General features: G+C 62.3%; 22 protein-coding genes. 13 read left to right on the top strand and 9 right to left on the bottom strand.

Annotation, left to right across the window (positions count from 1 at the left end; all coding sequences use genetic code 11):
• Positions 1-9: 9 nt before the first annotated feature.
• The 4 genes from AC07UK_RS28005 to AC07UK_RS27990 all read right to left on the bottom strand — a co-directional run bounded on the left by AC07UK_RS28005 (position 10) and on the right by AC07UK_RS27990 (position 3,689).
• A complete protein-coding gene (locus tag AC07UK_RS28005; protein WP_494686862.1) occupies positions 10-885 on the bottom strand; it encodes an EamA family transporter in 876 nt (291 codons plus the stop codon).
• A gap of 216 nt (positions 886-1,101) precedes the next feature.
• Positions 1,102-1,287: a hypothetical protein gene (locus AC07UK_RS28000; RefSeq protein ID WP_436225231.1), complete on the bottom strand. Its 186-nt coding sequence runs from the start codon at positions 1,285-1,287 to the stop codon at positions 1,102-1,104.
• A 220-nt stretch (positions 1,288-1,507) separates the two neighbouring features.
• Complete coding sequence (locus AC07UK_RS27995; protein WP_436225375.1) at positions 1,508-2,683, bottom strand: M20 aminoacylase family protein; 1,176 nt, start codon at positions 2,681-2,683, stop codon at positions 1,508-1,510.
• A 7-nt stretch (positions 2,684-2,690) separates the two neighbouring features.
• Complete coding sequence (locus tag AC07UK_RS27990) at positions 2,691-3,689, bottom strand: Bug family tripartite tricarboxylate transporter substrate binding protein (protein WP_436225230.1); 999 nt, start codon at positions 3,687-3,689, stop codon at positions 2,691-2,693.
• Between the two features lie 114 nt (positions 3,690-3,803).
• Here AC07UK_RS27990 and AC07UK_RS27985 point away from each other — a divergent pair, with 114 nt between their 5' ends.
• Positions 3,804-4,715: a LysR family transcriptional regulator gene (locus tag AC07UK_RS27985; protein ID WP_436225229.1), complete on the top strand. Its 912-nt coding sequence runs from the start codon at positions 3,804-3,806 to the stop codon at positions 4,713-4,715.
• A gap of 358 nt (positions 4,716-5,073) precedes the next feature.
• Here AC07UK_RS27985 and AC07UK_RS27980 read toward each other — a convergent pair whose 3' ends face one another.
• The 4 genes from AC07UK_RS27980 to AC07UK_RS27965 form a co-directional block, all read right to left on the bottom strand.
• Entirely contained in the window at positions 5,074-6,495 is a 1,422-nt protein-coding gene (locus AC07UK_RS27980) for an aldehyde dehydrogenase family protein (RefSeq protein ID WP_436225228.1), read from the bottom strand.
• A gap of 104 nt (positions 6,496-6,599) precedes the next feature.
• A complete protein-coding gene (locus tag AC07UK_RS27975) occupies positions 6,600-7,565 on the bottom strand; it encodes a PDR/VanB family oxidoreductase (RefSeq protein ID WP_436225227.1) in 966 nt (321 codons plus the stop codon).
• A gap of 35 nt (positions 7,566-7,600) precedes the next feature.
• Positions 7,601-8,893, bottom strand: a complete 1,293-nt coding sequence (locus tag AC07UK_RS27970) for a cytochrome P450 (RefSeq protein ID WP_494686861.1) — start codon at positions 8,891-8,893, stop codon at positions 7,601-7,603.
• 29 nt (positions 8,894-8,922) lie between these two features.
• Entirely contained in the window at positions 8,923-10,032 is a 1,110-nt protein-coding gene (locus AC07UK_RS27965) for an NAD(P)-dependent alcohol dehydrogenase (protein ID WP_494686860.1), read from the bottom strand.
• Between the two features lie 226 nt (positions 10,033-10,258).
• On the opposite strand from AC07UK_RS27965, the gene AC07UK_RS27960 reads away from it, so the two are divergent.
• Positions 10,259-10,963, top strand: coding sequence for a TetR/AcrR family transcriptional regulator (locus tag AC07UK_RS27960; protein WP_436225223.1), 705 nt, complete (start codon positions 10,259-10,261; stop codon positions 10,961-10,963).
• Between the two features lie 64 nt (positions 10,964-11,027).
• Here AC07UK_RS27960 and AC07UK_RS27955 read toward each other — a convergent pair whose 3' ends face one another.
• Positions 11,028-11,939, bottom strand: a complete 912-nt coding sequence (locus AC07UK_RS27955; RefSeq protein WP_035818859.1) for a LysR substrate-binding domain-containing protein — start codon at positions 11,937-11,939, stop codon at positions 11,028-11,030.
• 184 nt (positions 11,940-12,123) lie between these two features.
• Here AC07UK_RS27955 and AC07UK_RS27950 point away from each other — a divergent pair, with 184 nt between their 5' ends.
• The 11 genes from AC07UK_RS27950 to AC07UK_RS27900 all read left to right on the top strand — a co-directional run bounded on the left by AC07UK_RS27950 (position 12,124) and on the right by AC07UK_RS27900 (position 21,350).
• Complete coding sequence (locus AC07UK_RS27950; RefSeq protein WP_494686859.1) at positions 12,124-12,783, top strand: RraA family protein; 660 nt, start codon at positions 12,124-12,126, stop codon at positions 12,781-12,783.
• A gap of 21 nt (positions 12,784-12,804) precedes the next feature.
• On the top strand, positions 12,805-13,485 hold the full coding sequence (locus AC07UK_RS27945; protein ID WP_494686858.1) for an RraA family protein: 681 nt from the start codon (positions 12,805-12,807) through the stop codon (positions 13,483-13,485).
• Positions 13,485-14,129 (top strand): RraA family protein, encoded by a 645-nt coding sequence (locus tag AC07UK_RS27940; protein WP_494686857.1) that lies wholly within the window; start codon positions 13,485-13,487, stop codon positions 14,127-14,129. The genes AC07UK_RS27945 and AC07UK_RS27940 overlap by 1 nt, the downstream gene beginning before the upstream one ends.
• Positions 14,126-15,340, top strand: coding sequence for a pyridoxal phosphate-dependent aminotransferase (locus tag AC07UK_RS27935; RefSeq protein WP_494686856.1), 1,215 nt, complete (start codon positions 14,126-14,128; stop codon positions 15,338-15,340). Before AC07UK_RS27940 ends, AC07UK_RS27935 begins: the two co-directional genes overlap by 4 nt.
• A gap of 69 nt (positions 15,341-15,409) precedes the next feature.
• The gene (locus AC07UK_RS27930; RefSeq protein ID WP_494686855.1) at positions 15,410-16,387 is read left to right on the top strand and encodes a threonine ammonia-lyase; all 978 of its coding nucleotides are present in this window, start codon (positions 15,410-15,412) and stop codon (positions 16,385-16,387) included.
• Between the two features lie 60 nt (positions 16,388-16,447).
• Entirely contained in the window at positions 16,448-16,909 is a 462-nt protein-coding gene (locus AC07UK_RS27925) for a RidA family protein (RefSeq protein ID WP_436225217.1), read from the top strand.
• 151 nt (positions 16,910-17,060) lie between these two features.
• A complete protein-coding gene (locus tag AC07UK_RS27920) occupies positions 17,061-17,963 on the top strand; it encodes a transporter substrate-binding domain-containing protein (RefSeq protein ID WP_436225216.1) in 903 nt (300 codons plus the stop codon).
• Positions 17,964-18,123: 160 nt separating this feature from the next.
• Positions 18,124-18,849, top strand: coding sequence for an amino acid ABC transporter permease (locus AC07UK_RS27915; RefSeq protein ID WP_494686854.1), 726 nt, complete (start codon positions 18,124-18,126; stop codon positions 18,847-18,849).
• Between the two features lie 3 nt (positions 18,850-18,852).
• On the top strand, positions 18,853-19,518 hold the full coding sequence (locus AC07UK_RS27910; protein WP_436225214.1) for an amino acid ABC transporter permease: 666 nt from the start codon (positions 18,853-18,855) through the stop codon (positions 19,516-19,518).
• 33 nt (positions 19,519-19,551) lie between these two features.
• Positions 19,552-20,289 carry an amino acid ABC transporter ATP-binding protein gene (locus tag AC07UK_RS27905; RefSeq protein WP_436225373.1) on the top strand — a complete coding sequence of 246 codons (738 nt, stop codon included), beginning with the start codon at positions 19,552-19,554 and terminating at the stop codon, positions 20,287-20,289.
• Positions 20,290-20,546: 257 nt separating this feature from the next.
• Positions 20,547-21,350: a BPL-N domain-containing protein gene (locus AC07UK_RS27900; RefSeq protein WP_436225213.1), complete on the top strand. Its 804-nt coding sequence runs from the start codon at positions 20,547-20,549 to the stop codon at positions 21,348-21,350.
• Positions 21,351-21,388 lie beyond the last annotated feature (38 nt).

Genomic DNA, 21,388 nt, shown 5'->3' with positions numbered 1-21,388 from the left:
TCGGCAGTATCAGGCCGCCTGGGTCCGCGCCGTGCGCAGCGTACCCAGGCTAAGCACGGCCAGCGCCACCAGGATCAGCATCACCGCACCCAGCGTCTGCGGAGCGATCTGCTCGCCGCCCAGCCACGCACCCATCGCCAGCGCTACCGGCGGGTTCACATAGACATAGCTGGCCGACAACGTCTGGCTGACCGTGGACACCAGGTACATATAGGCAGAGAACGCCACCAGCGACCCCGCCACCACCAGGTAGGCCCAGGCCCAGCCGGCCTGCGCGCTGACCGATGCCGGCCACGGCTCCTGCCGCAGCGCCGACAGCACCATCAACACCGCGCCGCCGATCAGCATCTCCGCTGCAAATGCCGCTGCGCCCTGGGGCAGCTCAAGCCGGCGCGCCAGCTGCGAGCCGAAGGACCAGCTCGCCACGGCCAGCATCAGCGCCACCACGCCCCCGGTACTGACGCGGAATTCCGCCCCCGCGGTCAGCACCAGGATGCCCAGGCTGCCGATCGCGATCGCCACGTACTCATACCATTTCGGCCGGTTGCCGAAGCAGGCACTCCAGATCAGCGCGAAGATCGGCATCGACCCGATCATCACCGTGGTGGCACCGGAAGAAATCGTCTGCTCGGCAATCGCGGTCAAGCCCATGCCGCCCACCAGCAGGAACAGCGCCGGCACCGCGCAGTTGCGCAACAACCGCCACGACGGCATCGGCGTGCCCCGCCACGCCAGCCAGGCGGCCAGCAGCAGGCCCGCGCACAGGAAGCGCGTGCCCATCATGAACAGCGGCGGAAAGCTCTCCAGCGTAAAGCGGATCGCCAGGTAGGTCGTGCCCCAGACCACATAGGTGATCAGCAGGCACAGCAGGACAAGCGGGGGCATGGTCGGGAATGCGTATTGCGAAGGCATCCACGATAGCCCCCTGCCACGTCCCGGCCAAACGAAAAGGTCTGGCAAGCCTTGCGAAAGTTATTCACAAAGCACGCAAAAGCCACGGGCAAAACAAAACCGGCCGCGTCTGCCCGGGAGGGCGCACGTATGGCCGGTTCTACAACGCAGCCCGCAACGGGCCGCAACTACTATGCTGCAAACAATACTTTAGCCGTTGGCGTAGACCACCTTGGCCTTGCGGGCCTGGGTCTGCAGGCGCTCGATCACGCTCTGGACGAAGGCAATGGCGCGCTTCACGTCGTGGGCGAAGCCCAGGCTTTGCGTACCGAGTTCACGGTCGATCAGGTCGCGTTCGAGTTGGTCAGTCAGCTTGATATCGGATTGGGTGTTCATGGCGTCCTTCCTTTCGGGATTACCCTTATGGGGTTTTCCCTGATTGTAGCAGAGGAATTGTCGCAATGCAGCATTAGGTGAAAGTACGTATGTGGGGGCGCAACGATTTGTGAGGCGCGAAACCCTTGCCATGGAGTGGCTTGCAAGCGGCTGAGTGTGCGTGGCTACACACCGCCAGCCTGGAACGAAGGGGGACCTTTGCTATCAGGTTCGGCAGCGTTTAGTCCACGAGGAAACGTTCGCACAGCAGGGCCCAATACGCCGCACCGACAGCAATGTTCCCATCATTGAAGTCGTAGCCGGGATTGTGGACCGAGCAGCCTCCGGCCTTTCTGCCTTCGCCGTTTCCAATCCACAGGTAGCAGCCAGGTACGGCATCCAGCATGAAGGCAAAGTCCTCACTGGCGGCAATAGGCGACGCCTGGCAGTTGACGTGGCTCGGGCCCAGCAACTCCACGGCAACCTGGCTCGCGAACGCCGTTTCAGCCGGCGTATTCACCAGGACTGGATACCCGCGCTGATAATCGACCTGCGCCGTGACGCCATAACTCTGCGCCTGCGCGGATACCAGGTCCCTGACACGCTGTTCGATCCGCTCTCGCACATCGCGGTCCAGTGCGCGGACACTCAGCCTGAGCACGGCGTGCGAGGGAATGATATTGGAGACGGTACCGGCCTGGAACGCGCCCACGGTAATGACCGCCGCTTGCAGCGGATCGACATTGCGCGCCACGATGGTCTGCAAGGCCATCACGATGGAGGCGCCGGCCACGACAGGGTCGGCCGCGTGGTGCGGGATCGCCGCATGGCCGCCTACGCCTTCCAGCGTGATGGTGACGTTGTCGGCCGAAGCCTGCGCCGCGCCCTCACGCAACAGCAGACGGCCCGATGCGGTGCCCGGTACGTTGTGCATGGCGAAGACGGCATCGCAAGGGTACTTCCTGAAAAGTCCGTCCTCCATCATCTTCTTTGCACCGCCCAACCCCTCCTCTGCCGGCTGGAAGATAAGGTTCAGGGTTCCACTGAAGCCGCCGCGCCGGGCGAGATACTTTGCTGCGCAAAGCAGCATGGTGGTATGCCCGTCATGCCCGCAGGCGTGCATCACGCCGGGATGGCAGCTGGCATAGGGGAGCCCTGTGGCCTCCTCCATCGGCAAGGCATCCATGTCGGCGCGGATGCCAAGGCTGCGGTGGCCCGTACCGCGTCGCAGCCGGCCGACGACCCCCGTTGTCCCCAGCCCGCGCTCGACCTCATAGCCCCATTCGGCGAGCAGGCTGGCCACGATGTCGCTGGTGCGATGTTCCTCGAAGCCGAGTTCCGGATGCCGGTGCAGGTCACGGCGAACTGCTACGAACTCTTCGGCGCTATCCCGCAGCGCGGCCAGGATGGGATGCATGGCGTCCTTATTGTGGCTGCAAGCCGATGGCACGTGCAATGCCGCGGTATTGTTCAATGCTCTGCTGATAGGCCTTCTGACTTTCCGCCAGCGACACCGGCCTGGAAGCAGGCAGGTTCGCGGCATCCAGGCTGGCGCGCACGGAGGGGTCGGCCAGCGCATGCACAATCGCGTTGTGCACCGCCTGGACGACAGGCTCGGCAGTGTCCTTCTTCACGAAGATGCCAGCCCAGGTTGAATAGTTGAAGCCTCGCAGCGCCTTGCTCTCATTGACGCTGGGTACCGACTTCACTGCATCCACTCGCGTAGGCGACAGTACGGCCAGCATCCGGACCTGGCCGGTGCGCATGCGTTCGATATCAGGCTTGCCAAACGGCGAGATGAAGATATCGACGATTCCGCCAACGAGGTCCTGGATCACGGGCGCGCCGCCCTTGTAAGGCACGTGAGTCATCGGCGCTCCGATGGTCTGGGACATGTGCGCCCCCAGGAGGTGATAGAGCGAGCCGATGCCGACGCTGGCATACGTCAGTGGTTTGCCGGCCTTGGCTGCCTGCGCGGCATAGGCGGCGAGTTCGTCGACATCCTTTACCGGCAGATCCCTGCGCACCAGGATGGCAAGATCGACAGTGCCGACCATATGCACCAGCCTGAAATCTTCGCTCCTGAATTTGATTGCGGCATTGGCCAGCGGGGTAGTAATGAGTTCGCCGGGCCCTGCCTGCAATAGCAGGTGGCCATCGGCCGGTGCATGAAGGACCTTCTGCGCGGCAATCGCTCCACCAGCTCCCCCGAGGTTCTCGACAATGACCGGCTGCCCGAACTGCCGGGCGAGGGACCCGTTCAGATTCCGGGCAACAACGTCGGAGAGACCGCCCGCCGGGAACGGCACCATCAGCGTTACCGGCCGGTCAGGAAAGCCGTGTGCCGGCGCCAGCCCGGCAAAAAGCAGTGCTGCAACCAAGCCGCCGAACCAACGGCGGCCAATGTTCTTGAATCGGGTCATGGCGGTCTCCTCAATACGTGTTCTTGTGGAATCGGATCGTAAAGCGCCGTCCAGCATGCGTCCAATGCATTATCAGTCTAAAATTTATTCAAAAATCTCATCTATAAGTGCACAATGCATCTCAAACATCTCAAGCATCTGCTGATGGTGGCGGATATGGCGTCCTTCAGCCAGGCGGCACAACGCCTGCACCTGACCCAGTCCGCGCTGAGCAGGAGCATCCAGACGTTGGAGGACGAACTGGGAGGCCGCCTGATCGACCGGCACGGCAAGCGCAATGTGCTGACCCCATTGGGGGAGCTGACTGCAAACCGGGCCCGGCGCATCGTGTTCGAAGAAGCGGAATTGCACCGCAGCGTCGAACTGTTCCACCACCACCACCTGGGTACCATCCGCGTCGGGCTGGGCGCGGGGCCGGGCGCAGTGCTGGCGACGCCGTTTCTCCGATACATGGCCAGGCACCATCCCGGCATACAGGTCAGCGTGTCGCTTGGTACTTCCGATGCGCTGATGATCCAGCTGCGTCAGCGATCGCTTGATGCAGTCATCGTGGAGGTGAGCAGCGTGGCGCCAGCAACGGACCTTCGCCACGAACTGCTGAACGCGTTGCAAGGCCGCTTTATCTGCCGCACAGGACATCCGCTTGTGCAACAGGCTGCCGGCGGAGACGCCGTATCGTTTGACGATGTCATGCGTTATCCGCTGGCTTCCGCCCCGCTCAGCACGGAAGTCGCGCGCAACCTTGTGAAGCGCTTCGGACCACGCGCGGATCCGGAGCATTGCCTTAGCCTCAGGTGCGAGAATGTCCGGAGCCTGGTCGAAGCTGTGCTGGATTCCGACGCGATACTGTTCAGCATCGTCGCCGCAGTGCGTGCGGAGATTGCCGAAGGGAAGCTATGCGAACTGGTCACGACCCCAGCGGTCGATGATGGCCCCCGCTATGCCTTTTTTACCCTGGCGGGGCGAACCGAGGCACCCAGCATGGAAATATTCCGGAAATTCATGGACGAGCATTTGCGTGACTAGCCGCCAAGCGAGCCGTCATCTCCTGGCAGCCCGTGCTGACGGTGAAACGCATCATGTGGACCGCCGGTGACCACTGAGCCGGCATATAGACAGAAAACGTCAATCAGTACGCGCCTTTTCCAGGGAGCCTGCTGGCTACTGGTCCGGCTCGCCTCGATTAGCGTAATGGGTGGGACTCACGCCATTGTATTGGCGAACCCATCGACTGAAATTCGAGACCGCAGCAACTCTCGAGAGATGGGGTAGCCGTCCGATACCATCGCCAGAACGGAAAGCGGATGACGGGGGCAGCCGCATGCGATGGCGATGCGCCAGAGGTCAGCGACTGCGTCATGCTGTGGTTCTGCAAGTCCTTCTCTTATTGCGATCGCTTCAGCGAAACCGTCCGGGGCACCGTATATTCCAGCAGCCCCTCGACGCCGTTCTCGATGCCGACGCCTGACTGCTTGTGGCCGGCCATGGGCTTGTGGGGCCCAAGGGTGTGAATCTGGTTGACCCAGACGGTACCGGTGTTGAGCCGCAACGCGACTTGCATGGCGGCCTGCGCGTCGCGGCCCCAGACCGAACCGCCCAGTCCGTATTCGCTGTCATTCGCACGCGCGATGGCATCGTCAACATCGCGGAACTTGAGCAAGGGCAGGATCGGGCCGAAGGGTTCTTCGCGGACCACGCGTGCGCTGTCCGGCGGGTTGTCCACCAGCGTGACAGGAAAGAAATAGCCACTTCCGTCCGCCACTTCGCCGCCGGCAAGGATGCGATAGCCAGCACTGCGCGTGTCCTCCAGCAGCGCCTTCAGCCGCTCGAACTGGCGGCGGTTCTGCACCGGGCCAAGGTGGACGCCTTCCATGTCACCCGGGCCAACGCGCGTTTCCTGCGCCAGCCTGACGAGGGCATGCGCCAGCCGGTCATAGACATCCTCATGGATATACAGCCGCTTGATCGCCAGGCAGTACTGCGCGTTGTTGGCAAACGCGCCCCAGAAGATCGCAGGCGCGATGGCCTCGACATCGGCATCGGGCAGGACAATGGCGGCGTCATTGCCACCCAGCTCCAGCGTCAGCCGTTTCAGGTTGACCGCCGCCGAGGACATCACTGCACGGCCAGTCTGGGTCGAGCCCGTAAAGCTCAGCTTGTCGATGCCCGGGTGGGCCGACATCAACGGCCCGAGGGCGTCGCCGCCACTGATGACATTGAGCACGCCAGCCGGCAGGACGTCGCGCAGCAGTTCGCCCAGCTTCAACGTCGTCAGCGGCGTGAACGGCGATGGCTTGAGCACCATCGTATTGCCGGCAAGCAAGGCGGGCGCCACCTTCCACATCGCCAGCGCCAGCGGGAAGTTCCAGGGCACGATGCCGCCAACGACGCCCAGCGGCACGCGCAGGACACGAACCTGCTCCGTGGCAGACTCGCTGACCGTCTCCACCGGGAGTTCGAGCCTGGCCATCTCGGTGCACCAGAACGCCGCTCTTTGCACCTCCTGCCGCGCCTGGGCAAGGGGCTTGCCCTGCTCCCGCGTCAACAGCTGCGCCAGTTCCTCCAGGTTGGCGGTGATGGCCTCGCCGATCCTGACGACATATTGCTGCCGCGCCTGCAGCGGCAAGCCGGCCCATACCGGCGCGGCGCGCCGCGCGCTGGCCACGGCCTCGTCCAGCTGCGCTGGCGTCGCGTCGGGGGCTTCGGCAATAACGCGTTCCGTTGCGGGGTTGAGTACATCTAAGCCGGCCAGTGTCGGCGCGGCTTTGCCATCGATGGTCATGCTGAATCCAGCGGTGTCACCCATGATGATTGGAACCTCTTTTTAACCAAACGGATTTCGACAGGCCACACCGACGACACGCGGCTATCCGAAGCCGGGCCTGCGTCGCCGGGTGGCGGATTAGCGCTTCAAAGATCGAGGACAAGCAACGAGGATTTCGCGCGCGAGCAACAGGGCGTGAACTGGTTGCCGCAAGCGTGTTCTTCATCGGTCAGGAAGACGTCCCGATGATCGGCCTCGCCCTCCAGCAGGCGCGTCACGCAGGTCCCGCACGTGCCCTCCTCGCACGAGGTGTAGATGTCGACGCCGGCTTCGAGCAGCACCGAAGTGATCGAACGGTCCGCGGGAATATGGTAGACCTGGCCGGTGCTGGCGATCCTGACGTCGAAGGTGCTGTCATGCGAGGTATCGACGGGCCTGGCACTGAAGTACTCGTATCGCACCCGCTGCTTCGGGATTCCCGCTTGCTCGGCCGCGCGGCAAACCCATTCGATAAAACCGGAGGGGCCGCAGACATAGATCTCGTCATCGCTTCCCGCCTGGGCGAACAGCATGACGGGATCCAGCTTCTGCGCATCGCCCTGATCGTCGTAGTGGAAGGCGACTTGCTGCCTGTACGGGGATTGCTCGATACGGCTGCGGAACGCTGCCCTGTCCTCGCTGCGCGCACAGTAATGCACGGCGAAGCGGGTTCCCGACGCATGCAAGGCCTCGGCCATGCATAGCATCGGCGTGACGCCGATCCCCCCGGCGATCAGGATGCTGCGGGTGTCCGCTTTCAGCGGAAAGTGATTCCGGGGTGCGCTGATCTCGACGAGAGCGCCCGCCTCCAGCCGCTCATGGATGGCGACCGAACCGCCGCGCGAGGCGGGATCCCGCAGCACGCCGATCAGGTAACGGTGGCGATCAGACGGCGCATTGCAAAGCGAATACTGCCGCACGACTCCGGGAGCGACGTGGACATCGATGTGGGCGCCGGCCTCGAACGGTGGCAGCTCTCCCCCGTTCGGGTCGCGCAGCTCCAGGCTGATGATGTCGTCGGTTTCGCGGTTGCGTTGCGCAATGCGTACGAAAAGTGTGTCTTGGGTATTCATGGCGCGATGCCTTGCTGCAGACTGCGATGGGATGGCTACTGCATGACGCAGCGAACGGGAAGATGCTTGGGTCCGCCGACGAAGCAGGAGGCGATCATCTCCATCTCGCCCGCCGCTTCCACGCGTTGCAGGCGCGGAATCATTTCCTCGAACAGGATGCGTATTTCCATCTTGGCCAGGTGTTGGCCCAGGCAGACATGGGCGCCGAAGCCGAACGCCAGGTGGCGGTTGGGCTTGCGGTCGATGTTGAAGTCGAAGGGCTGGTCGAAGACCTCTTCATCCCGATTGGCCGAGCCGTAGCACAGCATCAGCCAGTCGCCCTTGCGAATCGTGCGTCCGCGGATCTCGGTGTCTGCCGTCGCGGTCCGCATGAAATGCCGGACCGGCGAGGCGATGCGCACTGCTTCGTCAATGAACTGCGGAATCAGCGACGGGTCGGCCTGGAGCCGGGGCAGCAGTTCCGGATGCTGGCTCAGCGCCCACATCGCAACCGCGGACGAGGACGATGTGGTGTCGTGGCCTGCGGTGGCAATGATGACGTAATACCCCAGCCGGCTGACCTCGCTGATCGGCTCGCCGTTGACGACGGCGTTGGCGAGCAGCGTTGCCACGTCATTGCGCGGATTGACCCGCCGCTCGGCGGTGACTTTTTCGAAATAGTCCCGGAAGTCCGCCACCACCGCCATCAGATTCTTTGCCATGGCGCCGTCATCCGCGCTCTTTTCCTGTTTGGCGCGTTTGAGTTCAGGATCCTCGCTACCAAAAAGCTCCTGGGTCAGCAGCAGCATCCGGGGCTCATCCTCAGGCGGCACGCCGAGGATGTCCATGATGACGTGCAGCGGATAATGCAAGGCAATGTCCTTGGCGAAATCGATGGTGTTGCCATCGCTTTGCTGCAGCTTGTCAACGATCTGCCGCGCCAGCCCGCGGATGCGCTCATCCAGCTTCAGGATGCTGTTAGGCATGAACCATGACTGCGTCAGCGCACGCAGGCCCTTGTGCTCGTCGCCATCCACGTGGACCAGCGCCTTGACGATGTTCGGGCGGCCGGTGGTCGCGATCACATGGTCGATCGAAGCCTTGGGCCGGCAGACGACGGAGTAGTCCCCGTTGTGGAAGAGATTGTGGTCGCGCGAGATGGCGGTCACGTCGGCGTGCTTGGTCACGACCCAGAACGGATCGAAACCGTCATTGACGGCGCGCCCCAGCGGATTGTTCTCGCGCGCCCACGTATAGGCCGCGTGCAGCCGGGCGGGATCGGCATAGGCGCCGGGATCGACCAGGACTTGCGCCACGTCGCCGGGAAGATCGAAATCGGTGTGGTTCATGGTATCGAACTGGATAGTGGGGTTGGGGCTCAGGGCAGCAGCACGGGCTTGACACACAGCCCCTGCTTTTGCTCCGCGACGGCACGGTTGATGTCGGCAAGGGGATAGGTCTTGACCAGCCTGTCGAAGGGGAAGCGTCCCTCGAGGTACAGGGCCATCAACTGCGGGATGAACACATCGGGATCGCTGTCGCCTTCGATGATCCCGCGATAGGTGAAGCCGCCGCGCATGACCTCGCGCAGCGTGCCCGGCAGGCCCAGGCTCGTCGCATGCGCGGGCGGCACGCCGACAATGCCGAAGGTGCCGCGCGGCGCCAGCAGCTTGGGCACCGCTGCGATGACCGCGGGGATGCCGCTGGTATCCAGCGCAAAGTCGACCCCATGGGGCGCAATGGCGCGCACCGCGGCAGCCAGGTCGGGGCTCTGGCCCGGATCGATTGCATGCGTGGCGCCGAGCGACAAGGCCAGGTCGCGCCGGCTGGCGTCGGGCTCGACCACGACCACCGTCCCGCATTTCTGCAGCACGGCGCCCATCACGGCACTGAGCCCGACCGCGCCTGCGCCCAGCACCACCAGCGATGCGCCTTCATGACATGCCATCGAGCGCATGACCGCGCCCGCGCCGGTCTGGACGCCGCAGCCAAGGGTGCCGGCGATCTCGAGCGGAACGCCGTCCGGCACCTTCACCACGTTGCGTTCGGTCGTCACTGCATGCGTCGCGAATGAGGACTGGCCGAAGAAGTTGCCGGAGATCTCGCCATTGCCGTCGCGCATCGCTTTGGAGCCATCGGCGCGCTGGCCGATGAAATTCAGCGCCGCCATCGCATGGCAATAGGCTGGCGCATGGCGATCGCACTGCGGACAATGGCCACAGGAGGAGAACGTGATGGCGACGTTGTCGCCGGGCTTCACCTTGGTTACGCCGGCGCCGACCCTCTCGACAACGCCGGCGCCTTCGTGCCCGAACACGGCCGGCATGGCGACGGGGAGCATGCCTTCGGCAGCGACAAGATCGGTATGGCAAAGCCCGGCGCCGACAATCCTGACCAGGATTTCCCCTGCCCCCGGAGGGTCTAGTTCGACCTCTTCGAGGACGAACGGCGCGCACGGCGCCCGTGTCACTGCAGCAGTGATTTTCATGGTGTCTCCGCGTGGTTTTATTGGCTGGGCTGCGTGGCCCGCCCGCTGCTTTTTTAGAATCAGAACTCTGGTTCTATTATTGGAAGACGGCGAACCCGCTTCAATGCGGGCTTTCCCCTACGGCAGAAATCGAGGTGGGCGCGACCGCGAGCAGATGCGTCTCCCGGGCCATGTGGCGCCTGTGCTGCATAATGCTGGCCTGTCCAGAATCAGGATTGCCGTTCCCATGGCTGCCACCCTCAAGCGCCAAGACGATCACAAGAGGCGCCAGCCCCGCGCCGCGCATGCCGCAAGCCAGGCAGAAACGGCGCCGGCGCTGCGCCCTCCCCGCCAGCTACGCAGCGAGGAAACCCTTGCCAAGATGATCCTGGCCGGGCGGGACCTGATCCAGCAGCACGCGAATTTCGATCTGGTCCTGATCAGCGATGTCATCCGCACCGCAGGCACCTCTACCGGAGCGTTCTATGGCCGCTTCAAGGACAAGGACGCCTTCATTGACTCGGTCCTGGAGGCCGCCTTTGTGGAAATGGAGGCCGAGGCGGACAAGACCATCCGGGACGACGAGGCCTGGGCGCAAGGCACGGCAACGGAATTCGCCGCCCTCATCGTCCGCTACTACGTCGACATGTGCCGACGGAACCAGGGCATGTTCAAGGCCGTGCTGCGCCACTTCGGCGCGCTCGAGCCGGAAGCCAACCCGATGCGCCGGCTGAATCGCAACATCCAGAGCGTGGTCGCGCCGACCCTCGCGCAGAAGATGAAGGCCCAGGGCCTGAAGGCTTCCGAGACAGAAGTCCGGATCGCCATGCAGATGGTGGTGGGCACGCTTACCCTGACCCTGCTGACCGACCCGGGGCCTTTACGTTTTGACGGGGATTTAATCGAGGCAAAACTAACGGAGATGATGCAGCGTTTCTTGCTGTTGCCTTGATTTGCACCCGGGGCGCGTCGACAAAGCGAAAATGTCGAGTCTTTCCTCAGCTACCAACTGTGGATCATCGCCGGTCACTTTGCTTCTTCAGCCACCCCACTGCCACCTCGACCATCGGGTGGTAGCGGTTGGCATTCCACGCCAGCGCCGCTGCCACCACCATGATGCGCTCTTTCAACGGACGAACGACGACGCTCTCCGGGGCCAGCTTGCGCATTGACGAGGGCACCAAGGCCACGCCTTGGCCACATCCAACGTAAGCGATCTGAGAAGTGATTGAGCGGACCTCATGCAAGACTCGTGGATTGAACCCGTGGGAACGGCAGACTGACGTCAACAGATCGAAGTAGACAGGGCTCCGCTCTCGGGACGACATCACCAGCGATTCGGTCGCCAGCGACCGAAGACTCACCCTGGACAGCGCAGCAAGTGCGTGATCTTTAGGTAGTGCCACGGCGAGCCGGTCTTCCGCCAGCGGCATCGTGGCGATGCCATTCCCCACCTCGCCATCGAGGCGCACGAAAGCCAGGTCAAGCTCCCCTGCCTCCAGGGCCGGGATTGCTTCCACACTGTCGATTTCCTTGACGAACACCGTCAGATGCGGGTGCGCCTGCTTGAGCGCCTCAAGCAAAGGGGGCAGCGTTTCGAGCATAGCCGAGGTCACGGCGCCGATATGCAGGACGCCGGACTGGCCGGAGGCGACCTCGCGCACGACCCGCTCCAATCGCTCGACCTGACCGGCGAACTGACGCACGGCCGGCAGGATCGCCGCGCCCGCAGGACTAAGCTGGGTGCCGCGCCGGGATCTCTCGAACAGTTGCAGCTTGAGCGCCTGCTCCAGCACCTTGATCTGCTCGGTGAGTGGGGGCTGCGACATGTTTAGTCGCTGCGCTGCGCGCCCAAAGTGCTGCTCTTCGGCAACTGCCAGGAACATCCACAGTTGCCGTATCAGGCGAAAGTCGATCGTATTGTTCATAGGTGTTACGCGACGGCCTTGCGCAGGCTCCAGGCTCGGAATCTGAAACAGGCGATGCGTCCAGGCGCGCGCCAACCCCATCTGTCCTGTTCCGAAAATCGTATCACAGAGATATTTAGTTCAGAATTTACATATTAGCAGGTCGATCCGATTATGGCTGGGTACCTTCATGAGACCCAGTGCAATGACCCAGCTCCCGCTACTCGACCGCCTTGCATCGCTAGACACGAACACCGTCTCCGATGCGCTCGATTTTCTTGGAATTTCCGGCGCGACTTACGGGCTTCGCCCTCTTTGGGACTGCCCAAAGATCGTCGGACGCGCCAGCACGATCCAGCTCGGCCCGAAGGCCGATGCGAATCCCACGGTACATCTCATCTCGCCGGTTATCGACGCGGTAACCACGGATGACCGCGTGCTGGTGATCGCCGGAGGCATGGATGGCATCTCCTGTTGGGGCGACATCCTGGCCAACGCGGCGCATGTCAAGCAGGTCCGCGGATCGGTCATTGACGGCATGAGCCGCGACATCGAGGGCAGCGAGGCCATCGGATACCCGGTCTATGGGCGGGGCGTGACCATGATCAGTGCTCGCAACAGGGTGATTCAAGTTGACTCCGGCACGCCTGTCCAGGTGGCTGGCGTAACCGTCCATGAAGACGATTACGTGATTGCCGACCGCTGCGGCACGGTGTTCGTTCCCGCCTCGCGCATTGAAGAAGTCCTTGACCTGAGCGAGCGCATCGCCAAGCGACAAGACGGCATGGTGGCCGCTGTCTGCGCCGGCCGCTCTGTGGCCGAGGTCATGCACGACAAGGAGTTCGAAGCCATCCGCGCCCAATAACAGACTTTCCCTGGAGCTCCCATGACAAATTCCCTCAAAGCCAGTGGCGAAGACCAGGAACTGGTCGCCCTCTTCGCCGGCCTGGACACCCCCGGCGTCTCGGACGCCATGGACAAGCTGGGCCTGCACGGCCAAGCCCTCGGCATCATGCCCCTGACTGACTACACGAAGGTTGTTGTGGGTCCGGCGTTCACCGTCAAGTACGTGCCAGCCAGCGTGCCGCCGGGCACCGTCGGAGACTTCATCGATGAAGTCGCGGAAGGCGATGTGGTGGTTATCGACAACGACGGCCGCACGGATTGCACGGTCTGGGGCGACATCATGACCCAGTACGCAGGGCTGCGCCGCATCGCTGGCACGGTCATCGACGGGGTCTGCCGCGATGTGAACAAGGCGCTGGGCGACAACTACCCTCTGTTTACTGCAGGCCGCTTCATGCGTACCGGCAAGGACCGCGTACAGGTCGAATCGGTAAACACCACGGTGGGGATTGGCACCGTGCGTGTGGCTTCGCGCGACATCGTCGTGGCGGACGCCAACGGCGTCGTCATCGTGCCGCGCAGCCGGGCGCGCGACGTCGCCGAGACAGCTCGCAAGATTGAAGAGACCGAATCACGCATTCGCGAGCAACTGGCGCAGGGCAAGACGCTGGGCGAGGCTCGGGCGGCGCTGGGTTACCACACACTGCAAAGGAAGGCCTGATGCCTACGATCAAGAGCTATGAAGCAGCAACGCTGGAGCAGGCATGCCGGTTGGGCACCTCCACGCTGTACGAGGCTGCCGGCCTGACCACCGGTTCCGTCGACCCGGCTATCCGCACGGTATGGCCTGGCGCATCGATCGCCGGCCCCGCATATCCCCTGGAATGCTCGCCCGGTGACAATCTGTCCATCCACATTGCCATGGAAAAGGTGCCGCGTGGCAGCGTGCTCGTTGTCTCGACCGGCGGCTTCGTTTCTGGCTACTGGGGCGAAGTGCTGACTGTGGCCGCCGAAGCCGCCGGCGTGATTGGCCTGGTCATTGATGGTGGCGTGCGGGACATCGCAGCCCTTACGGCGCGCCGCTTTCCGGTGTTCACCCGTGGCATCTCCATGCGCGGAACAATTAAAGCCAGTTCGCCATCGGTCGGCCAGCCGATCAGCTTTGCGGGTACGCCGGTAGCGGCCGGTGATTTGGCAGTGGCCGATGATGACGGCGTGCTGGTCATTCCGGCGGCCTACGTCGAATACACGCTGGCTCAGGGCCAGGCCCGCGCCGACAAGGAGGCGAAGATGATGGCCGCCCTGCGCGACGGCCAGAGCACGCTGGAGCTGATGGGCCTTACAGGCTGGAGGGACGAGAAATGACCGCGCCGGGCTACGGTTTGAACCGGTTCCTCGCTGCGGCGCATCCATCGGCGACCTACAAGGTCATGGACCGCGTGGCAATGCGCCGTGCCAGCGGTGCACAGGTCATCTCGCTATGCGCAGGGGAGCCGGACTTCGACACGCCGGAGCATGTGCTTGACGCCGGTATCGCCGCCATCCGAGCGGGACACACCCGGTACACACAAGTGGCAGGGTTGCGCGCATTGCGCGAGGCCATCGCCGCCAAATTTCATCGCGAGAACGGCTTGAATGTTGACTGGCGCGAAACGCTGGTGTGCAACGGCGGCAAGCAAGTGATCTTCAACGCTTTGGCAGCCACGCTCAATGAGGGCGACGAAGTCATCGTGCCCGCGCCTTACTGGGTCAGCTACCCCGAGATGGTGCAACTCTGTGGAGCCAAGCCCGTCGTGGTGTCGTGCGGCGCCAATAGCGGGTTCAAGCTCACTCCCCATGCCTTGGAAGCTGCCATATCCGGCCGCACGCGCTGGCTGATCCTGAACTCGCCCTCCAATCCGACAGGTGCGGTGTACAGCCGCGAGGAGCTTCAGGCGCTGGCCGAAGTGCTGTTAGCTCACCCCGATGTCCTGGTGCTCTCCGACGACATCTACGAGCATCTGATTTTTGATGGTATTGAATTTTTCACCATCGCTCAGGTCGAGCCCAGACTGCGCGAGCGCGTTCTCACCATGAACGGTGTTTCGAAAGCCTACGCAATGACCGGGTGGCGCATCGGCTTCGGCACGGGCCCCGGGTGGCTGATTGACTCCATGGAGAAGTTGCAGGGGCAGCAGACCTCCGGCGCTTCCTCCATCTCTCAACACGCAGCCTTGGCTGCGCTGACAGGACCGCAGGATTTCATTCAGAGATCTCGTATCGCTTTCAAGCGCCGGCGTGACCTGGTGGTTGAGCAGTTGAATCTGGCGCCGGGTCTGCACTGTGAAATGCCGCAAGGCGCGTTCTACGTATTCGCCTCGTGCGAGGGCCTCCTCGGCAAAACAACGGCGGCTGGCACGCGTTTGACGGGCGACGAGGACGTGGTCAACGCCATGTTGGATGAAGCTGGCGTGGCAGCGGTGCACGGCAGCGCATTCGGTCTGGGCCCCTATATCCGCATCGCTTACGCCTTGGACGATGCTTCGCTGAGACAGGCATGCGAGGCAATCCAGGGATTCTGCCAGGGGCTCGTCTGATGAATAGGCAACTACAGCTCCTGCAAACACGGAAAGCAGTACCAGCGCCCAGCCACCGAGGAGGCTGGCATGAGTGAGTTCAATATTGCAGCAATCCGCCAGGCCGCGTCTCGTTTGCAAGGGCGAGTGGTGCGCACCCCGCTGCTCGAGTCACCGATGCTCAGCGAGCGCTCGGGCTGTCGTCTATTCGTCAAGGCAGAAGCCCTGCAACTGACGGGTTCCTTCAAGATCCGCGGCGCGCTCAACAAGATACTGTCGATGGATGAGGCTTCACGGGGCGCTGGCATCGTCGCCTTCTCCGCAGGCAATCATGGTCAAGGCGTTGCCGCAGCTGCCCGCACAGTTGGTTGCCCCGCCGTGATCGTGATGCCAAATACGGCTCCGCGTATCAAGATGAATAACTGTCGGTGGTGGGGCTCGGAAGTGGTGACCTACGACCCGCAAACGGAGGACCGTGTCGAGGTCGCCGAAGGTGTCGCCCGGCTACGTGGAATGACTGTTGTTCCGCCATTCGATGACTACGACATCATGGCCGGCCAGGGGACGTGTGGCCTGGAGATCGTCGAACAGTTGAACGACTTACATGTCACGCCGGACATGATCGTTATCAACTGCAGCGGCGGCGGGCTGGCCTCCGGTGTCTCTGAAGCTGTTAAGGATGCTTTTCCTGACACCAAGATCTTAATTGCGGAGGTGCTCGGCTACGAGAAAGTCGCGCGCTCCCTGGCTACTGGCATACCGCAGCGCAATCCTTCGGTGCCGAAGACGGTTCTCGACGGCATTGCCGGTCCGACGGCAGGCGAGAAAACGCTCGCGGTGCTGCGTCGACACCAGGCCAAGGGGATAGGGGTAAGCGATGGCGAAGGGCTGGCCGGCGTTGCCGCCGCCTTCAAGATGCTCAAGATCGTGGTCGAACCGGGCGGTGCCGCGGCACTGGGCACCGTACTGGCAGGAAAGGTCGATGTCGCGGGAAAGAACGTCGTGGTCATCGCCTCTGGTGGAAACGTTGATCCCGCCGTCTTCTCCTCGGCACTGGAACGGTACTGACGCGCCTTGTCGCCAGATCCGACCCGCAGACACTCTCAATCGCAAACGACTCAAACCATCATGAACCCTGAACAACGACTCCAGGCTGCCGGCCTGTCGCTGCCCGCCGCTTACTCGCCGTCGGGAAACTACCTTCCCTTCAGGCGCGCCGGACAGTTGCTCTTCGTTTCCGGCCATGGACCGCGGCGCGATGACGGAACCTACGTTGCTGGCCGCCTCGTTACGCCTGACGATGTGCCGGCCGGCTATGCGGCTGCTCAACTCGCGACACTTAACATGCTGGCCGCCGTCAAGCTGGCGGTGGGCGACCTTGGCAAGGTGCAGGCCGTGTTAAAGGTCCTGGGGCTTGTCAACTGCACCGCGGATTTCAAACAGCATCCGAAGGTGATCGATGGCTGCTCAGACACGCTGGTCGCCGTATTTGGAGAAGCTGGTCAACACGCGCGCTCTGCCGTGGGCATGGCATCTCTCCCACATGGAATGACGGTGGAGGTGGAAGCGGTATTTCTCGTAAAGGATTAAGCGAAAGGAGCGTATGAACTGCCGCAAGCCTGTCCACCGATTGCCAGGGGGTGTCGCAGGAAGACACCTCCACCGTATCCAGGCACGACTGAATTCAACCACAGCCGGATAAACGCATTCGACGCATACATCATCTCGGAGACATTCAGAAATGAAAAAACATATCCTTGCTTTCTCGGTGACCCTGCTGACCATGGGCGCCGCCTGTGCGCAGAGCAACGACACGCTTGCCAAGATCAAGGCCTCGGGCAGCATTACCCAAGGCGTGCGCGAGGCTTCAGGTGCCCTGGCCTATACCTTGGGCAACGGTGTATATACCGGCTTTCACTATGACGTTTGCACCAACATCATCCGCGATATCCAGAAGCAGCTGGGTCTGTCGCACCTGGAAACCAAGTACGTTCCTGTGACTTCGGCCAATCGGATACCTCTTGTGAAGAACGGTACCGTCGACATCGAGTGCGGATCGACCTCCAACACCCAGGCCAGACAGAAAGAAGTGGCGTTCGGGAATACGCTCTATGTCGAGGAGGTACGCATGGCCGTCAGAGCCGATTCCGGTATCCACTCACTAGCCGACCTCAACGGCAAGACGGTCGTTACCACCACCGGTACGACGGCGTTGCAAGTGGTGCGCCAGAACAAGCGTGCCAGGAACATCGACTTCCGTGAAATCAGCGGCAAGGATCACTCCGATAGTTTCCTGCTCCTCGAAACCGGTCGCGCCGATGCCTTTGTGTTGGACAGCCAGGTCCTGGCCGGCAGTATCGCAATGTCGAGAAACCCAAAGAGCTTCAGGATCGTCGGTGAGGCTCTGTCGGTCGAGCCTATTGCCATCATGATCCGCAAGGATGACCCCGCCTTCAAGAAGGCGGTCAACGACAGCATCGCTCGCCAGGTCAAGGATGGCACGGTCGCCAAGCTCTATGACAAGTGGTTCATGAGGGCCATCCCTCCCTCGAACACCTCGCTCAATCTGCCAGCATCGGCCGCCACGAAGGCCGCGTGGGAAAACCCCAACGACAAACCCGCGGAGGCCTACAAGGCCGACTAGACGGGTCCGGCTGCTACTTGCACACCAGGCTGAGCCGAAGCGTTGCAGGTAGAAGCGCCACACACCCACTCCACCAGCCGGGTGTGGTGGCTGTGCATGCGTGCTGCGACATCGTGCCCTCGCGGGCACGCCACACTACCAACATAATCAGGAGCGTCCTATGGGAATCGATTGGGACTGGCAAGTCTATTTTCAGGACCCCGGAACATTTCCCACGTACTGGCAATGGATGATGTCGGCCTGGGGCTGGTCTGCCTCTGTCGCCGTGCTGGCGCTGATTATCGCCTTCTTCCTGGGGTCGATTATCGGCATTTTGCGCACGCTTCCCGACAGCCCCGTGCTGTCTGGATTCGGCGCCGCCTGGGTGGAGCTCTTTCGAAACGTTCCGCTGCTCGTGCAGATTTTCCTGTGGTACCACGTCATGCCGGTCGTCGTGCCCGCGATGAAGGGCTTCGACAACTTCACCCTGGTGGTCATCGCGCTGGGCGTCTATACCTCGGTGCGGATTGCCGAGCAGGTTCGGTCAGGGATCCAATCGTTGCCGCGCGGCCAACGCTACGCCGGCATGGCGCTGGGGTTCAGCACCTTGCAGTACTACCGCTACGTGCTGCTGCCGATGGCCTATCGGATCGTCATCCCGCCGCTTACGAGCGAGGCCATGAACGTGTTTAAGAACTCCTCGGTGGCTTTCTCTGTGTCGGTAACCGAGTTGACCTGGTTCGCCATGCAGGCAGGCGAAGAAACATCACGTCCTATCGAAATCTATGCTGCGGTGACGGTCCTTTACATCATCTCCGCTCTCTCCATCAACCGGATCATGGCCATCGTCGAAAGGCGTTCCCGCGTTCCAGGCCTTATCTCCTTGGCAGGCAGCGGAGGGCATTGAACGATGGAACTCGACCTTTCCTTCTATAGCTGGGAGATCATCAGCAACTACGTCCTCAAGGGGTTGTACTTCAGTGTGATCCTGACCGTGGTCGCTACGGCAGGCGGCATCCTGTTCGGCACCCTTCTGGCCCTCATGCGCATGTCGGGCTCGAAGGTTCTCGGAATCCCGGCGACGGTCTATGTCAACGGTATGCGCAGCATCCCGCTCGTCATGGTGCTGCTTTGGTTTTTCCTGCTCGTGCCGCTCCTGATCGGTAAACCGATTGGCGCAGAAGTTGCTGCAGTCATCACCTTTGTCGCCTTCGAAGCTGCGTACTTCAGCGAGATCATGCGAGCCGGCATTCAATCCATTCCCCGCGGCCAGGCATCTGCCGGTCACGCACTAGGCATGACCTACGCACAAAACTTGCGTGTGGTAATCCTGCCGCAGGCATTCAGGAACATGGTCCCCGTTCTGCTGACGCAGACGATCATCCTGTTTCAGGACACCTCGCTGGTCTACGCCATCGGTGCCAACGACGCCCTCAAGGGATTTGTAGTCGCTGGTACAACCAGGGGCCGTCCGGTGGAGAGTTACGTGCTGGCGACCGTCTTCTACTTTGTCGTTTGCTTTGCGTTGTCCTGCCTGGTCAAGCGCCTGCATCGGAAAATCGCCATCATCCGCTGAGCGGACGTTGAGGAAACAGCTATGTCTCAATCCATGATCGAAATTAAGAACGTCTCCAAATGGTATGGCTCCGCCAAGGTACTCCATGACTGCTCAGTCAGCGTCAACAAGGGCGACGTGGTAGTGGTATGCGGCCCCTCTGGCTCTGGCAAATCCACCCTTATCAAGACAGTCAACGCGCTTGAACCCTTCCAGAAGGGCGAGATTACTGTCAATGGCATCAAGCTGCACGATCCGAAAACGAACCTTCCGAAACTTCGAAGCAAGGTCGGGATGGTGTTCCAGCACTTCGAACTGTTCCCGCACCTGTCGGTGACAGACAACCTTACCATTGCGCAAATGAAAGTGCTGGGGCGCAGTTCGGAAGAGTCCAAGGCCCGTGGCCTGAAGATGCTCGACCGCGTTGGCCTGCTTGCACATAAGGACAAGTTTCCCGGTCAACTTTCGGGAGGCCAACAGCAGCGAGTGGCCATCGCGCGAGCATTGTCCATGGATCCTGTGGTCATGCTGTTCGACGAGCCGACGTCGGCACTCGATCCCGAAATGGTAGGCGAGGTGCTCGACGTAATGGTGGGATTAGCCAATGAGGGCATGACCATGATGGTCGTCACCCACGAGATGGGCTTCGCTCGCAAGGTGAGCAACCGGGTTGTCTTCATCGACGTTGGTGGCCATATCCTTGAAGACTGCAGCAAGGAAGAATTCTTCGGTGACCCGAACTCGCGCAAGCCTCGGACCAAGGATTTCCTGGACAAGATCCTGCAGCACTAAGGGATGTGTCGGAAGAGCAGCCGCCTGGCCACCCGATGTTGGCGCGACGCTTCGCGGCCACGATTCTCCGAATTTCCCGGTTGGCGATGTCACCGAAATCTTGCCGATCGGCAGCGATATGCTTGAATCCATTCAGGGCAACGATATGCCTTGCCGATGCACAATAAGAGCACCCTGAATCACCCAACCTCCTCTCCGAGACCGGTACCGGAGCCGTCCCGTGAGTTCCCGTTCCTTATTCAAAAACGGATGCCGGTATGCCAAGGCCCCAGATCCTGACCTATGTCGACGCCGGCGCTTCCGACTGGACCGCATGCCTGATGCGGACCATCGGGCACCAACTCCATGCCAGCACCTACGAGATCCGTGCGGTGATGGCGGACGACATCCGGCACGACGCCACGCTGTTCGATGGGGCGGTGCTGTTTGTCATGCCGGGAGGCGCCGACCTTCCCTACTGTGCAATGCTGAACGGGGCCCCGAACGCGCGCATCCGGCATTTCGTCGAGCAGGGCGGCGCCTACCTCGGGATTTGCGCGGGCGCTTACTACGCATGCCGGGAATTGGCGTTTCACGCCGGCACCAGGGGTGCAATCTGCGGCCCGCGCGAGCTGAGCTTTGTCGACGCGGTGGCAGTGGGCTCGCTGCCGGAACTTACCGACGGCATGCTGTATGACGGCACGCCGCGCACCACGGCCGCGGTGAAACTGCGCACCACGGACAGCCTGACCGATGCCCCGATATCGCTATACACCCACTACCATGGCGGCTGCCGCTTTGACTTCGGCGACGCCCCCGGCCCCGACACGCAGGTCCTGGCCGTCTATGCGGATATCGATGGCACGCCGCCCGCCATCGTCAGTTCACGGGTTGGCAAGGGCCGCGCGGTGCTCGCCGGCGTCCACCTGGAGATCTCCGAGCGCGAGTGCAAGGATGCGCTGCGCGGACACAGCGATATGCCTGAATACCTCCATGTCTGCGACCGGCTGGCGGAGACCGGCGATACACGCCTGGCGGTGTTTCGCCGCTTGCTGGCGCACGCGGGGCTTGCGCTGAACTGAGCGGCACGCCCTACCCTTTGGCCGGCATTCTTGGTGAA

The organism is Cupriavidus sp. GW821-FHT07C08 (assembly GCF_059419025.1).
This window is presented reverse-complemented; position numbering and strand designations above follow the sequence as displayed.

Excerpts from the sequence above, each read along its gene's own strand:
- AC07UK_RS27930 (WP_494686855.1), top strand. The coding sequence starts at position 15,410 with ATGAGTGAGTTCAATATTGCAGCAATCCGCCAGGCCGCGTCTCGTTTG.
- AC07UK_RS27935 (WP_494686856.1), top strand. The coding sequence starts at position 14,126 with ATGACCGCGCCGGGCTACGGTTTGAACCGGTTCCTCGCTGCGGCGCAT.
- AC07UK_RS27910 (WP_436225214.1), top strand. The coding sequence starts at position 18,853 with ATGGAACTCGACCTTTCCTTCTATAGCTGGGAGATCATCAGCAACTAC.
- AC07UK_RS27905 (WP_436225373.1), top strand. The coding sequence starts at position 19,552 with ATGATCGAAATTAAGAACGTCTCCAAATGGTATGGCTCCGCCAAGGTA.
- AC07UK_RS27925 (WP_436225217.1), top strand. The coding sequence starts at position 16,448 with ATGAACCCTGAACAACGACTCCAGGCTGCCGGCCTGTCGCTGCCCGCC.
- AC07UK_RS27955 (WP_035818859.1), bottom strand. The coding sequence starts at position 11,939 with ATGAACAATACGATCGACTTTCGCCTGATACGGCAACTGTGGATGTTC.
- AC07UK_RS27945 (WP_494686858.1), top strand. The coding sequence starts at position 12,805 with ATGACAAATTCCCTCAAAGCCAGTGGCGAAGACCAGGAACTGGTCGCC.
- AC07UK_RS28000 (WP_436225231.1), bottom strand. The coding sequence starts at position 1,287 with ATGAACACCCAATCCGATATCAAGCTGACTGACCAACTCGAACGCGAC.
- AC07UK_RS28005 (WP_494686862.1), bottom strand. The coding sequence starts at position 885 with ATGCCCCCGCTTGTCCTGCTGTGCCTGCTGATCACCTATGTGGTCTGG.
- AC07UK_RS27915 (WP_494686854.1), top strand. The coding sequence starts at position 18,124 with ATGGGAATCGATTGGGACTGGCAAGTCTATTTTCAGGACCCCGGAACA.
- AC07UK_RS27990 (WP_436225230.1), bottom strand. The coding sequence starts at position 3,689 with ATGACCCGATTCAAGAACATTGGCCGCCGTTGGTTCGGCGGCTTGGTT.
- AC07UK_RS27950 (WP_494686859.1), top strand. The coding sequence starts at position 12,124 with ATGACCCAGCTCCCGCTACTCGACCGCCTTGCATCGCTAGACACGAAC.
- AC07UK_RS27900 (WP_436225213.1), top strand. The coding sequence starts at position 20,547 with ATGCCAAGGCCCCAGATCCTGACCTATGTCGACGCCGGCGCTTCCGAC.
- AC07UK_RS27975 (WP_436225227.1), bottom strand. The coding sequence starts at position 7,565 with ATGAATACCCAAGACACACTTTTCGTACGCATTGCGCAACGCAACCGC.
- AC07UK_RS27940 (WP_494686857.1), top strand. The coding sequence starts at position 13,485 with ATGCCTACGATCAAGAGCTATGAAGCAGCAACGCTGGAGCAGGCATGC.
- AC07UK_RS27960 (WP_436225223.1), top strand. The coding sequence starts at position 10,259 with ATGGCTGCCACCCTCAAGCGCCAAGACGATCACAAGAGGCGCCAGCCC.
- AC07UK_RS27970 (WP_494686861.1), bottom strand. The coding sequence starts at position 8,893 with ATGAACCACACCGATTTCGATCTTCCCGGCGACGTGGCGCAAGTCCTG.
- AC07UK_RS27920 (WP_436225216.1), top strand. The coding sequence starts at position 17,061 with ATGAAAAAACATATCCTTGCTTTCTCGGTGACCCTGCTGACCATGGGC.
- AC07UK_RS27965 (WP_494686860.1), bottom strand. The coding sequence starts at position 10,032 with ATGAAAATCACTGCTGCAGTGACACGGGCGCCGTGCGCGCCGTTCGTC.
- AC07UK_RS27985 (WP_436225229.1), top strand. The coding sequence starts at position 3,804 with ATGCATCTCAAACATCTCAAGCATCTGCTGATGGTGGCGGATATGGCG.
- AC07UK_RS27995 (WP_436225375.1), bottom strand. The coding sequence starts at position 2,683 with ATGCATCCCATCCTGGCCGCGCTGCGGGATAGCGCCGAAGAGTTCGTA.
- AC07UK_RS27980 (WP_436225228.1), bottom strand. The coding sequence starts at position 6,495 with ATGGGTGACACCGCTGGATTCAGCATGACCATCGATGGCAAAGCCGCG.